This is a genomic window from Streptomyces sp. NPDC038135 (assembly GCF_055601245.1).
On the sequence record NZ_JBVJXS010000003.1, the window covers coordinates 494,751 to 507,425 of the forward strand.

At 75.8% G+C, this 12,675-nt stretch carries 15 protein-coding genes; 9 read left to right on the forward strand and 6 right to left on the reverse strand.

From position 1 onward, the window contains the following. The first annotated feature begins 47 nt into the window (after nucleotides 1-47). Nucleotides 48-740, forward strand: coding sequence for a TNT domain-containing protein (locus tag ACZ7JA_RS10595; RefSeq protein WP_351672504.1), 693 nt, complete (start codon nucleotides 48-50; stop codon nucleotides 738-740). A gap of 20 nt (nucleotides 741-760) precedes the next feature. On the opposite strand, the gene ACZ7JA_RS10600 is transcribed toward ACZ7JA_RS10595, so the two are convergent. The 5 genes from ACZ7JA_RS10600 to ACZ7JA_RS10620 form a co-directional block, all read right to left on the reverse strand. Continuing rightward, nucleotides 761-1,081 (reverse strand): GYD domain-containing protein, encoded by a 321-nt coding sequence (locus ACZ7JA_RS10600; protein WP_351672506.1) that lies wholly within the window; start codon nucleotides 1,079-1,081, stop codon nucleotides 761-763. 160 nt (nucleotides 1,082-1,241) lie between these two features. Next, complete coding sequence (locus ACZ7JA_RS10605) at nucleotides 1,242-1,868, reverse strand: Rv1733c family protein (RefSeq protein ID WP_470807895.1); 627 nt, start codon at nucleotides 1,866-1,868, stop codon at nucleotides 1,242-1,244. A gap of 44 nt (nucleotides 1,869-1,912) precedes the next feature. Continuing rightward, nucleotides 1,913-2,737, reverse strand: a complete 825-nt coding sequence (locus ACZ7JA_RS10610) for a rod shape-determining protein (RefSeq protein WP_470807896.1) — start codon at nucleotides 2,735-2,737, stop codon at nucleotides 1,913-1,915. Continuing rightward, nucleotides 2,734-3,159 (reverse strand): TraR/DksA family transcriptional regulator, encoded by a 426-nt coding sequence (locus ACZ7JA_RS10615; protein WP_389448889.1) that lies wholly within the window; start codon nucleotides 3,157-3,159, stop codon nucleotides 2,734-2,736. The genes ACZ7JA_RS10610 and ACZ7JA_RS10615 overlap by 4 nt, the downstream gene beginning before the upstream one ends. Nucleotides 3,160-3,217: 58 nt before the next feature. After that, a complete protein-coding gene (locus tag ACZ7JA_RS10620; protein WP_351672511.1) occupies nucleotides 3,218-3,544 on the reverse strand; it encodes a TraR/DksA family transcriptional regulator in 327 nt (108 codons plus the stop codon). Between the two features lie 301 nt (nucleotides 3,545-3,845). On the opposite strand from ACZ7JA_RS10620, the gene ACZ7JA_RS10625 reads away from it, so the two are divergent. The 6 genes from ACZ7JA_RS10625 (at nucleotide 3,846) to ACZ7JA_RS10650 (ending at nucleotide 10,660) form a co-directional block, all read left to right on the forward strand. Next, the gene (locus tag ACZ7JA_RS10625) at nucleotides 3,846-4,799 is read left to right on the forward strand and encodes a HAMP domain-containing sensor histidine kinase (protein ID WP_389300527.1); all 954 of its coding nucleotides are present in this window, start codon (nucleotides 3,846-3,848) and stop codon (nucleotides 4,797-4,799) included. 2 nt (nucleotides 4,800-4,801) lie between these two features. Further along, nucleotides 4,802-5,458 (forward strand): response regulator transcription factor, encoded by a 657-nt coding sequence (locus ACZ7JA_RS10630; protein ID WP_351672515.1) that lies wholly within the window; start codon nucleotides 4,802-4,804, stop codon nucleotides 5,456-5,458. Between the two features lie 95 nt (nucleotides 5,459-5,553). Beyond that, on the forward strand, nucleotides 5,554-5,964 hold the full coding sequence (locus ACZ7JA_RS10635) for a hypothetical protein (protein ID WP_470807897.1): 411 nt from the start codon (nucleotides 5,554-5,556) through the stop codon (nucleotides 5,962-5,964). A 107-nt stretch (nucleotides 5,965-6,071) separates the two neighbouring features. Then, nucleotides 6,072-8,303: a protein translocase subunit SecD gene (secD, locus tag ACZ7JA_RS10640; RefSeq protein WP_470807971.1), complete on the forward strand. Its 2,232-nt coding sequence runs from the start codon at nucleotides 6,072-6,074 to the stop codon at nucleotides 8,301-8,303. Between the two features lie 95 nt (nucleotides 8,304-8,398). Next, complete coding sequence (locus ACZ7JA_RS10645) at nucleotides 8,399-9,343, forward strand: RNA polymerase sigma-70 factor (RefSeq protein ID WP_351672519.1); 945 nt, start codon at nucleotides 8,399-8,401, stop codon at nucleotides 9,341-9,343. Between the two features lie 93 nt (nucleotides 9,344-9,436). Then, nucleotides 9,437-10,660, forward strand: a complete 1,224-nt coding sequence (locus ACZ7JA_RS10650; RefSeq protein ID WP_470807898.1) for an NAD(P)/FAD-dependent oxidoreductase — start codon at nucleotides 9,437-9,439, stop codon at nucleotides 10,658-10,660. 54 nt (nucleotides 10,661-10,714) lie between these two features. Here the strand turns inward: ACZ7JA_RS10650 and ACZ7JA_RS10655 are convergent, their stop codons facing one another. Then, a complete protein-coding gene (locus tag ACZ7JA_RS10655) occupies nucleotides 10,715-11,773 on the reverse strand; it encodes a PucR family transcriptional regulator (RefSeq protein ID WP_389448909.1) in 1,059 nt (352 codons plus the stop codon). Between the two features lie 250 nt (nucleotides 11,774-12,023). On the opposite strand from ACZ7JA_RS10655, the gene ACZ7JA_RS10660 reads away from it, so the two are divergent. Both ACZ7JA_RS10660 and ACZ7JA_RS10665 read left to right on the forward strand, forming a co-directional pair. Further along, the gene (locus ACZ7JA_RS10660) at nucleotides 12,024-12,209 is read left to right on the forward strand and encodes a hypothetical protein (protein WP_470807899.1); all 186 of its coding nucleotides are present in this window, start codon (nucleotides 12,024-12,026) and stop codon (nucleotides 12,207-12,209) included. Nucleotides 12,210-12,314: 105 nt separating this feature from the next. Beyond that, on the forward strand, nucleotides 12,315-12,602 hold the full coding sequence (locus tag ACZ7JA_RS10665) for a hypothetical protein (RefSeq protein ID WP_470807900.1): 288 nt from the start codon (nucleotides 12,315-12,317) through the stop codon (nucleotides 12,600-12,602). The last annotated feature ends 73 nt before the right edge of the window (nucleotides 12,603-12,675 follow it).

A 12,675-nucleotide genomic window follows, 5' to 3' on the forward strand; every position in this document is an offset into this window, starting at 1 on the left:
GCCCGCGTACCCGGTGCCCGGCGGGCACCGGAGGAGAAGGGACTCGGATGCGCGTACTGCGCCGTTTCCTGTGGAGCGCGCTCGCCTCGACGCTCCTGTTGCTCGGGGTCACCCCGGCCCCCGCCCAGGCCGCCGGAGCGCACCTGCGCCACGACGGCCGCGCCTGCCCGGTCACCCACCGGACGGCGAACGTCACCAAGGCGCCGCCCGAGGGGCTGGAGAACTACTACCGCGACGACTGGCGGCTCGGCCCCAGCCATCTCCCGGTCACCGGCCCCGTCGCGCGGATGCTCAAGGGCTGGAAACCGCAGGACGGCACCTCCTCGTACTGGTTCCTCGGCTGCTACTGGCAGACCAGCCAGCAGAACGTCTCCGGCTGGTGGTACCCGGACAACAACGGGTTCGTGCTGCGCGACGGCCGCCCGGTGCAGCGGACGGAGACGCTGCGCAAGGGGCAGCTCGTCGACCTCTTCGGCAGCGGCCGCGGCAACTTCCTGGCACCGGCGGGCACGCCGTACGCCAAGCGGGCCATCCCGCCTACCAACCTCGACGAGTACGACCCGGCCGCCCCGCCGTTCAACTACCACCTCTACCGCGTCACCGAGGACTTCACGGTCCAGGCCGGTCCCATCAGGCCCTGGTTCGGCCAGCCGGGACTCGGGCGGCAGTACGTGACGGGGAAGACCGTGCCGGAACTCGTCGCCGGCAAGAAACTGCTGGAGATCACACCGGCGGCGTAGGGCCCGCGGGCGCCCCCGGCTCAGGCGCCGGGGGCGCGGAAGGCGACCTGCCGGCGGGCGGCCTCGTCGAGCTCCTCCAGGGTGAGCAGCGGAGTGGCCCGGGTGAGCAGGGCGCCGCTGGCCTTCACATGGAGGGAGACGGCCGCCATGGCCGCCGGGTCGGGGAAGTCGACGACGAGCACGATGTCGTCCGCCCCGAAGGCGAAGTACATGGCCTCGACGCTTCCGCCGAGGCCGGAGACGACCTGCTCGACGGCGGCGCGGCGGCCGCTGCCGCCCTCGTCGAGCAGCCCCTTCGTGCCGTCCGCGGTGTAGCTGGCCTGGATGAGGAACTTCGGCATGACGCTCCCTGCCCGTCGGTGATCGGTTACGCACAAGGGATTTCCCGTCCCGGCCCCGGCCGCCCCCCGCCGCGCGGCCGGAATCACCCGATGGGCGGCGGTCCCGGCGCGGTGATGCCACGTCATGCGCCGTGCGCTCACCGCTCCGGTGACCCGTCACTCACGAGGAGAGCGTCCAGCGGGGTGCCGTCCTGTTCCAGGCCGTCTCCCACGCGGCGAGGTTGTGCCGCCGCACGGCCCGGGCCGCGGTGCCGTAGGCGGCCGCGCCGGCGCCGGCGGTGGCCAGGGCCGCGCAGATCGCCCAGCCCATGCAGCGGGAGCGGATCTCCTCGGTGGTCATCGGCGCCCCGGTGATCCGACCGTCCCGGTCGGCCCAGACGTGCACGGTGCTGCCCGCGCGCAGGCCGGGTTCGACCTCGGTCCGCACGGTCCGGGTACGGCCGTCGGGGCCGTCGACGAGGACCCGCGCCGGGTACCGCGTCAGGGCGGCCTCCGCCGAGCCCGGTTCGGGGTGCCGCGGCACGTCCCGGAGCAGGACCGCGGTGGTGGGTCGCCGGGTCTCGGCCTGGTGCTGGGCGGTGCGGGCGTAGTGCCGTCGGGCGGTGTCGCCGGCCAGCAGGGCGACGACGGGGGCGGCCGCGAGCACGGCCGCCAGCAGACCGAGGCCGAACCACCCGAGGAGCAGGTCCGAGCGGCGGCGCAGGGGATTGCCGCGCAGCCGCCACAGGGTGACCCGGGGCAGGTCCTCGGGAGGCGGCTGTGCGGGCGGGGGTACGCGGCCGGCCAAGGCGACCTCCTTCCGGTGAGGGGGACGGCGCACGGGAGGACGGGCTAGGAGGGGTGCGGGCCGGGTGGCAGGAGGGCGCCGGACCCGGTCGTGGCGGGGTGGCGGTGGGCCGCTTCCAGGAGCCGCGCGGCGCCGCGCACCGCGGCGGTGTGCGGCGCCCGGACGACGCGGAGCGGCACGTCCAGCCGGCCGGTGAGCCGGTGGGTGATCTCCGGCCGCAGCGCGCCGCCGCCCGCCAGCAGGGGGCCGCGGCGCAGCGCGTCGAGGGTGGCGCTGGTGCGGTCCTGCCGCACCATCGCGGCCACCATGGCGGTCACCGCGTCGCAGAGGTCCGCGGGCGGCAGGGTGTCCAGGTCGCCGGTGCCCAGAGCGGTGCGGCGGGCGTCCACGACGGCGCCGTCGGACAGCAGCACCACCTCGGTGAGGTGCGCGCCGATGTCCACCACGAGCACGGGCCGGGCCTGGTCCGCGCCCGCGGCCAGCGCGACGGCCCGGGCGCTGGGGACGGTCAGCACGCCGCGCGGACGCAGCACGCCCACGGCGGTGCGGGCCGCGTCCCGGTAGGCGACGCCGTCCAGCACCGGGGCGGTGACGATGACCAGCGGCCGGGCGAGGCGCGGCAGCCGGTCCGAGAGCAGGCGCTCCAGCATCCTGGCGCAGCCCGGGGTGTCGACGATGGCGTCCCGCTGGGCGGGGTGGACCGCGCCGGTGCCGGGAAAGGTGACCGTGGGCACGTCGAGGACCAGTCCCCGGCCGGCGATCCAGGCGCGGGTGCGGGCGCTGCCCAGGTCGAGGGCGACCCCGCAGCACCGGCGGCACCGGGGCCAGGGCCGGTGCCCGGTGGCGCCGGGGCGCCGGACGCCGTTCATCGGCCGGCCTCCCGGACCTGCTGGCAGCGCGCGCAGTAGCGGGCCTGCGGCACTATCAGCAGCCGCTCGCGGTCGATGGGCCGGCGGCACAGGTGGCAGGCGCCGTAGCTGCCCCGGTCCATGCGGTCGAGCGCCGCGACGACGTCGCTGAGGACCATGCGGGCGGAGGCGGCGAGCTTGACGTGCACCTCCACCTGCCCGGCGGTGCTCTGCCGCAGCAGGTCGTCGGTGCGGGACGGGACGGCGGACGCGATCTGCACCAGCTGCTCCTGCCGGAACAGGCGCTGCTCGTGGAGGTTCTCGCGCAGCGCGGCCACGTCCTCGGGCGACAGGTGCGGGTGCGGGAGCGGCGCGTGCCCCGCTGGGGCACTTGGCCCGGTGTCGTGCGTTTCCGGGTCGCCGATGATCTGGTGGGTCACCACTTCACCCCTTGGGCAGAGCGGAACGAAAGGCGGGTCGGGGACAGGGGAGGGCGCGGGCTCAGGGAGCGACGCGCCGGCAGGTGACGCAGTAGCGGGTGTAGGGCAGGATCTCCAGCCGCTCCACCGGCACGGGCTTGGCGCAGTTCTCGCAGGTCCCGTAGGTCCCCGCCGCGACCCGGGCGAAGGCGTCGTCGATCTCCTTCAGCACCCGCTCGATGGCGGTCCGCTGGGCGGACATCAGCTGGTCGTCCGCCGGGTGCCCGGTCTCGTTCACCGCCTCGAGCTGGACCAGCCGGGTGCCGCGCGCGTGCTCCAGGCGCCGGCGGGCCTCGTGGGCGGTGAGGCTGCGCAGGTGGCCATCGGCGGCGGGAGTGTCGATCGACATGGTGCTTCCCTCTCTCGGTCCCGGACGGTTCGGGGTGTCGGACGGCCGGTCCGCCGTCGTCTCGACCCTCGCCGATCACGCCGCCCCTGCCCATCGGGCGCGGAACCCATTTACCGAGCGTCACGAACCCTGCCCGGGCCGGGCGTGGGTGGACGGCGGCGGAGAAAATGGGCCACGCGCCCCATCGCCCCGGCGTGTCGGCGACGGGCAGGCTGGGGGCGGCCAGGGCAGCGGCCCGCCCGGGGCGCCCGATGCCCGACAGTGGAGGCAGGCCGCATCGCGAAAAGGAGGCGTACGTCCGGTGTCCCTGTTCTGGCGGATCTTCGGACTCAACGCCGTGGTGCTGGGCACGGCCACGGCACTGCTGCTGTGGGCTCCGGTGACCGTCTCCGTCCCGGTCGTGCTGACCGAGGCCGTGATCCTGCTGGGCGGTCTGGCGGTGATGCTGGTCGCCAACGCCGGCCTGCTGCGCTGGGGTCTGGCCCCGCTCGACCGGCTGACGAAGCTGATGACCACCGTGGACCTGCTCCGTCCCGGCCAGCGGCTGCCCGCGCACGGCGGCGCCGAGGTCGCCGAGCTGATCCGCGCTTTCAACGCGATGCTGGAGCGGCTGGAGCAGGAACGCGCCACCAGCAGCGCCCGCGCCCTGTTCGCGCAGGAGGCCGAACGCCGCCGTATCGCGCAGGAACTGCACGACGAGGTGGGGCAGAGCATGACCGCGATCCTGCTCGCCCTGAAACGGGCCGCCGACCAGGCCGGCGAGCCGCTGCGCGGGGAACTGCACCAGATGCAGGAGATCACCCGGGAGAGCCTGGACGAGGTGCGCCGCCTGGTGCGCCGGCTGCGGCCCGGCGTGCTGGACGACCTGGGCCTGGTCAGCGCGCTGACCTCGCTCACCGAGGACTTCGCCGCGCACACCGGGCTGCAGGTGCAGCGCCGCTTCGACGCCGACCTGCCCGCCCTGGAGCCGGAGACCGAGCTGGTCTTCTACCGGGTCGCCCAGGAGGGCCTGACCAACGCCGCCCGGCACGCGGACGCCGAACGCGTCGTCGTGGCCCTGGACCACGGCGAGGGCAGGGTGGAACTGGCCGTCACCGACGACGGCTGCGGCATCGAAGCCGCCCGGGAGGGCGCCGGCATCCGCGGCATGCGGGAGCGGGCCCTGCTCATCGGGGCCCACCTCGACATCACCTCCGCGCCCGGTGCGGGCACCCGGGTGCGCCTCACCGCCCCCGTTCCCAGGAAGCAGCCGTGACCATGCCAGCCACCCCGATCCGCATCCTCCTCGCCGACGACCACGCGCTGGTCCGGCGCGGCGTGCGGCTCATCCTCGACCAGGAGCCGGACCTGGAGGTGGTCGCCGAGGCGGGCGACGGCGCCGAGGCCATCGCGATGGCCCGCACGCACGACGTCGACCTGGCCGTGCTGGACATCGCCATGCCCCGGCTGACCGGACTGCAGGCCACCCGCGAGCTGATCGCGCTGAAGCCGGGGCTGCGCGTCCTGATGCTGACGATGCACGACAACGAGCAGTACTTCTTCCAGGCCCTGAAGGCCGGCGCCTCGGGCTACGTGCTGAAGTCCGTCGCCGACCGGGACCTGGTCGCCGCCTGCCGGTCCGCGATGCGCGACGAGCCCTTCCTCTACCCGGGGGCGGTCACCGCCCTCATCCGCAACTACCTCGACCGGGTGCGGCACGGCGAGGAGACGCCGGACCAGATCCTCACCCCGCGCGAGGAGGAGGTCCTCAAGCTGGTCGCGGAGGGGCACTCCTCCAAGGAGATCGCCGAGATCCTCTTCATCAGCGTCAAGACCGTGCAGCGCCACCGCGCCAACCTGCTGCAGAAGCTCGGTCTGCACGACCGCCTGGAACTCACCCGCTACGCCATCCGCGCCGGCCTCGTCGAACCCTGACCCCGGCACCCCGACCGCCCGGTGCCCCGGCCGCCAACTCCCCGGCCGGGCCCGGGCCCCCACGCACCGTCACCGCCATGAAAGGGGACCGGCGCATGCACCGGACACCGCGCACCCCCCTTCGTGCGCCCGCCTTCACGGCCCTCCTGGCCCTCCTGCTGACGGCCCTCGCCCTCCTCACCGCCCAGCCGGCCGACGCCGGACCCGTCCGCCTCCCGCAGGCGGCCGCCGCTTCCCCGGCCGCCCCGGGCGACGAGAGCAGCGCCGTCGCGTTCGCCGACGAGCCGTGTGCCGGCGTGCGTGCCGCCCGGGCCGCGGTGCGGCAGGAGGCCCCCGGGGAGCGTCCGGTGCCGCACGGCCCGCTCGCCGTGGCCGTACCCGGTGCGCAGGCGGCGCCGCCCGGCGGTGTGCCGGGCGACGGCGAGCGGGCGGCCGCGCCCTTCCGCTGGGACCGGGCGGCGGCGGATCGCGGGCGGGCGCCACCGGCCGGGCCGGCCCGCGCCTGAGACCGGCGCGGCCGCCCGCTCCGCCCCTTCATCCGCCGACCCATTCACCCGTGCCATCCGCCGCGGCCGTACGGCCGCAGCCGTGGCATGCCCGCCGGAGGCCCGTGTTGATCCGCTCCGCCCGGGTGAGGGCGCTGCTCGCCCTCACCGTGATCGCCGTGTCGCTGTACATCGCCCTCACCGTGCCGGTCCGTCTCGGACTCGATCTGCGCGGTGGCACCCAGATCGTGCTCCAGACGCGTTCCACCCCGACCGCCACCGCCGACCGCGAGGCCACCGACCGCACCCTGGAGGTGCTGCGCGGCCGCATCGACGCGCTCGGCGTCGCCGAACCCAGCCTCGTCCGCTCCGGTGACGACCGGATCATCGTCGAACTCCCCGGTGTACGGGACCCGAAGCGGGCGGCCGAGGTACTGGGCCGCACCGCGCAGCTCACCATCCACCCCGTGACCGGCGTCGTCGCCGCCGGGCAGGACCGGACCGGGGAGCCGGCCCTGCCCGACGAGTCGGGCCGGCGACTGCGCCTGGGCGAGGCCGCCCTGACCGGGCAGCAGGTCACGGACGCCGCCGCCCGTTTCGACCAGGAGTCCGGCGCCGGCTGGCACATCACCGTCGACTTCGGCGGCGCCGGCCGCGCCGAGTGGGCCCGGCTGACCGGGGAGGCCGCCTGCAAGCCGGTGGGCGACCCCGGCCGCCGTATCGCCATCGTCCTCGACGACAAGATCATCTCGTCGCCGGAGGTCGCCCCCTCGGTGGCGTGCGGCACCGGCATCACCGCCGGCTCCACGCAGATCACCGGCTCCTTCGATGACGCCGAGGCCCGCGAACTCGCCCTGCTCGTCAAGGGCGGCGCCCTGCCGGTGGCCGTGGAGACGGTGGAGCAGCGCACCGTCGGCCCCACCCTGGGCGCCGAGGCGATCGCCGCCAGCACCTGGGCGGCCGTCATCGGCACCGCCCTGACCTCGCTGTTCGTCATCGCCGTCTACCGGCTGATGGGCATGCTCGCGGCCCTCGCCCTGCTCTGCTACGGCCTCGTCTCCTACGCCGCCCTGGCCGCGCTCGGCGCCACCCTGACCCTGCCGGGCCTGGCCGGGTTCGTCCTGGCGATCGGCATGGCCGTGGACGCCAACGTGCTCGTCTTCGAACGCGCCCGCGAGGAGCACGCCGCACGTCAGCGCCCCACCCCGCGCTCGGCGGTGGCCGCCGGGTTCCGCAACGCCTTCAGCGCGATCGCCGACTCCAACATCACCACCCTGATCGCGGCGGCCCTGCTGTTCTTCCTCGCCTCGGGACCGGTGCGCGGCTTCGGCGTGACCCTCGGCATCGGCGTCCTCGCCTCCATGGTCAGCGCGCTGCTCATCACCCGGGTCCTCGCCGACCACGCCGCGTCCCGCCCCTGGCTGCGCGCCCGCCCGCACCTCAGCGGCATCGCCACCACCGGCCCCGTCCGCGACCGCCTGCTGCGCCGCGACCCGCAGCTGATGCGCCGGCCCCGCCGCTGGCTGGCCGCCTCCGCCGTGCTCCTGGCCCTCGCCGGAGCCGGCATCGGGCTGCGCGGGCTGGACCTCGGCGTCGAGTTCACCGGCGGCCGGCTGGCCGAGTACACCACCGGCGCCCCGGTCGACCCGGACCGGGCTCGCGCCGCGCTCGCCGACGCCGGGTTCCCCCGGGCGGTCGTCCAGTCCTCCGGCGAGGACCGGCTGACGGTCCGCACCGGGGCGCTGACCGACGCCCAGGCGGCCGAGGTCACCCGGACGGTCGGCGCCCTCGGCGGCGGGGCGGACCGGGTCCGCGACGAACTGATCGGGCCCAGCCTCGGCGAGGAGCTGCGCCGCAACGCCCTGATCGCGCTCGCCCTGGCCCTCGGCGCCCAGCTCCTCTACCTCGCGGCCCGCTTCCGCTGGGTGCTCGGCACCGCGGCGGTCACCGCGCTGGCCCACGACGTGGTGATCCTGCTGGGCGTCTTCGCCTGGCTGGGCAAGCCGGTGGACGGCGTGTTCCTCGCCGCCCTGCTGACCGTCATCGGTTACTCGGTGAACGACTCCGTCGTCGTCTTCGACCGCATCCGCGAACTGCGCCGGCGCCACCGCGGCTCCCCGCTGCGCCGGGTCGCCAACCAGGCGATCCTGCAGACGCTGCCCCGCACCGTGAACACCGGCATGGGAGCCGCGCTGATCCTCACCGCCCTCGCGGTCCTCGGCGGGGACTCCCTCACGGACTTCGCCCTCGCCCTGCTCATCGGCCTCGCGGTCGGCACCTGGTCCTCGGTCTTCGTCGCCGCGCCCGTGGCGATCGAACTCCAGGACCGGACCGGCGGACGCCGGCGGGGCGCGGGCTGAGGGGGGAGGGCGGCAACCGTGGGACGCCCGCGGGGCGGGACCGGAGCCGAACGGCCACCGGCGTTCCCGCCCCGCGCGGGCTAGGATCCGGGACCATGGCGCTGACCGTGCACGACGTGGACCGGTTCGAGGCGTCCAGGCCCCGCCTGGAGGCCATCGCCTACCGCCTGCTCGGCTCGGCGGCCGAGGCGGAGGACGCCGTGCAGGAGACGTTCCTGCGCTGGCAGGCCGCCGACACCGACCGTGTCGAGGTGCCGGAGGCCTGGCTGACGAAGGTGCTCACCAACCTGTGCCTGAACCAGCTCACCTCGGCCCGCGCGCGGCGCGAGACGTACGTGGGCCAGTGGCTGCCCGAGCCGCTGCTCGCCGGGGACCCGATGCTCGGCCCCGCCGACACCGCCGAGCAGCGCGAGTCGGTCTCGTACGCGGTCCTCACCCTGCTGGAGCGGCTGTCGCCCAACGAGCGCGCGGTGTACGTGCTGCGGGAGGCGTTCGACTACCCGCACCGGGAGATCGCCGAGATCCTCGACCTCACCGAGGCGGCGAGCCAGCAGATCCTCCACCGCGCCAGGAAGCACGTCGCGGAGGGCAGGGCCCGCACCGAGATCGACGAGGCCGCCGCCCGGCGGATCGTGGAGGAGTTCCTCGCGGCCGCCACCAGCGGCCGGACCGAGCCCCTGGTGCGGCTGCTCACCCAGGACGCCGTCGCGATCGGCGACGGCGGCGGCAAGGTCCCGGCCCGCACCAAGGCGTTCGAGGGCGCCCTCGCGGTCGCGAAGTTCATGCGCGGTCTGTTCAAGCCCGGCAAGGGCAAGCGGAACCTGGTCGGCGGCTCGCCGGAGATCCACGCCACCACGGCCAACGGCGGCCCCGCCGTCGTGGCGGTCCTCGACGGCCGGGTCATCGGCGTCCTGTGCCTGGAGGTCACGGCCGACGGCATCGCCGCGTTCCGCAGCCAGGCCAACCCCGACAAGCTCGTCCGCGCGACCGAGCGCTGGGCGGCCGCCGACCACGGAGAACCCCTGCTCACCATCTTCTGATACGGATGTGACCTGCTTCACATCCCGAACCTGTCAGGAAACGACGGGCCGCCCGGTTCAAGGGGCGAATCCGCTGAAGACAGGAGCAGGGACATGCAGCACCGCATCGTCGTCCTCGGAGCCGGATACGCCGGGGCCATCGCCGCCGGACGCCTCGCCCGGCGGCTGCGCCCCGAAGACGTCGCCATCACCCTCGTCAACGCCGAGCCCGACTTCGTCGAACGGGTCCGGATGCACCAGCTCGCGGCCGGCCAGGACCTGCCGCCCCGGCCGCTCGGCGAGATGTTCGCGGGCACCGGGGTGCGACTGCGCATCGCGAAGGTCACCGGCGTCGACGCCGACCGCCGGACGGTGGCCGTCGAGACCGCCGACGGCGCCGAGGAACTGGCGTACGACACGCTCGTGTACGCCCTCGGCAGCGGCTGGAACGACCAGGGCGTCCCCGGCGCCGCCGAGCACGCCCACGACGTCGCCGGCCGGGCCGGCGCGCTCCGGCTGCGCGAGCGGCTGGCCGGCCTGGACGCCGGTCGGGCGGTGGTCGTGGTCGGGGGCGGCCTCACCGGCGTGGAGGCCGCGACCGAGATCGCCGAGGCCCGCCCGGACCTCGACGTCGCCCTCGCCGCCAGTGGCGCCCTCGGCGACTGGCTGTCGCCCAAGGGCCGCGCGCACCTGCGGAAGGTCTTCGGCCGGCTCGGCGTCACCGTGCACGAGCACACCGCCGTCACCGCCGTCGAGGCGGACCGGGTCGTGACCGCCGACGGCGGGTCCGTTCCCGCCGCGGTCACCGTGTGGACCACCGGCTTCGCCGTCCACCCGATCGCGCGGGCCACCACCCTGGAGGTCACCGACACCGGCCGGATCGTGGTCGACGGCACCATGCGCTCGGTGTCCCACCCGGACGTGTACGCCGTCGGCGACGCGGCCATGGCGACGGGCGCGGGCGACAAGCCGCTGCGGATGTCCTGCGCCTCGGGCGTGCCCATGGCGTGGCAGGCCGCCGACGCCATCGCGGCCCGCCTCACCGGCGGCAGGCCGCCGAAGGCGCGGCTGAACTACTTCAACCAGTGCGTCTCGCTGGGCCGCGAGGAAGGGCTGATCCAGTACGTCACCGCCGACGACCGGGCCGTCCGGGCGGCCCTGACCGGACGGCTCGCGGTCTTCTACAAGGAGCTGGTCTGCAAGGGCGCGGTCTGGGGCGTCGCCAACCCGACGCTCGGCGTCCCGAGCCGGCGCCGCCGCGTCGTGCGGCAGCCGGACCGGGCGGGCAGGCCGGACCGGGCGGCCGAGGCGGACCAGGCCGCCGAGGCGGTCGCCTGACCGCGCCGCCCGGCGGGCGCCCTCGCGGTGGGGGCGCCCGCCGCCCGCCGTTCGTCACGGCTCCGTCGCGGGCCAGTCCAGCAGCCGGGCGCCGATCGTGGCGGTCTGCAGCGTGAAGCGGTGGGCCGGGTCGGAGAGGTCGGCGCCGGTGAGCCTGCGGATGCGGTCGAGCCGGTAGGTCATGGCCCGCACGCTCAGCGACAGCCGGCGGGCCGCCTCGGCGGCGACGCAGCCGGAGTCGAAGTAGGCGGTGAGGGTGTCCAGCAGCGGCCGGGCGCCGCCGCGGGCGGCCGTGAGCGGGCCCAGGGTGCCCAGGACCAGGTCGGTCAGGGCCTGGCGGTCGCGGGCGAGGACCGGGTAGACGAGCAGGTCGGCCGCGTACAGCACGGGGGCGCGCAGCCCGAGGCGCTCGGCCATCTCCAGGGCGTTCAGGGCCTCTTCGTACGACTGGACCACCCCGCCGGGGCCGGGCTGCGGGCGGCCGACGGCGACCCGGCCGCCGTCGGTGGCGGCGTGCGCCTGCTCGGCGAAGTAGGGCAGCACCTCGTCCTCGTGGCCGGGCGCGATGCACAGCAGCCGGCCGTCCTTGGTGGTCAGCAGGACTTCGCGGTGGCCGAAGCGGGCCATCAGCGCCCGCTCCACCCGCCGGGGCACCGCGTCGCCCTCGTCGTAGCCGGTGGGGCCCTGGGCGACGGCCACGGCGTGGGCGTGGGACAGCCGCAGGCCGAAGCGTTCGGCGCGCTCGGCGAGCCTGCCCAGATCGCTGCGGCCGAAGAGCAGGTCGTCGATGAACTCCCGCCGCGCCGCCTCCTCCTGGCGCACGGCGAGGCGCTGGGCCCGCTCGTACCCCTCGGCGAAGGCGTCCACCGCCTGCTGCACGGCGGCCAGGGCGCTGTCGGCGGAGCCGGGTGAGCGCGGCCAGGCGGCCCGCGTCGCGGCGAGGTGGGCGCCGACCAGGGAGCGCAGCCCGTACCCGGCCTCGGCGGCCTGTTCCCCGAGGGCGCGCCGGGACGCCAGCTCGGGGCGGGTGAGGCGCCGCCCGGTGGCCGACACCTCGGCCAGGATGTGGGCGTAGCCCTCCAGGAAGTGCTCGGGAATCTCCCGTTCCGCCATGCCGCCCCCCTGCGTGCCCAGGATTCCGGTGACGGCCCCTCAGCGCCCCCCGGCACGCTGACCCTAGTGAACGTTGCCGGGAACCGGCAATGCGCCGGCCGGTGCCGGTCGGGCAGCATGGCGTGCGGGGAGCAGCACGGACGGCTCCGGTGCCGGACACCGGCAGGTGCCCGGCACCGGGCCGGAATCGGACGCCGTCGACCGTGCCGCCCGCACCGAAGGCCGTGAACGTCCGCACCCGGGAGGCCCGATGATGACGTCGTTCCTGATCCCGCCGGCCGTGGCCGCGCTGATCACGGCGCTCTGCACGGCTGTACTGATCCGCCGGGACCGGCGCCGGATGACGCCGTCCTGGAGGTCCGCGGCGCCCCCTGCGGGCGCCGAATGGCACCCGGTGGAGCGCGGGGAGCGTCCGTCCCGGCGGGAACGCGGGTGAGCTCGGCGAGGGGCAGCCGGACCCGATGACGCCCGCTCCCGGCCCACGGCGCCGCGGACACCCCTGCCGGTCCGGCGCGCCGTACGGGCGGTGTAACTTCGCGCCGTGTCCATAGCGTTCGTCTCCCTCGGTGTCCTGGCGGCCCTGCTGGCCGTGGTCAACGCCGCGCAGGCCTTCCTCGGCCGCCAGCTCGTCAGGCCCTCGGCGAGCACGCGCCCGGCCCGCTGGCTCCGCGCCGAGTCGGCGGTGGCCGCCGTCGTCCTGTCCGGCGCCTCCCTGGCGGCCTTCGGCACCCTGGCCGGCGGCCAGTGGCCCCCGCTGGGCGGCCTCGTGATGCTGGCCGGCTGGATCGCCCTCGTCGTGGTGCGCCGGCGGTTCACCGCCCCGGCGTAGGCGGCCCCCGGCCCGGGCGGTGGAGCCCGGGGGCGACGGAGCCGTGTGGGCCCGCCCCGGCGCCCACCCGCCC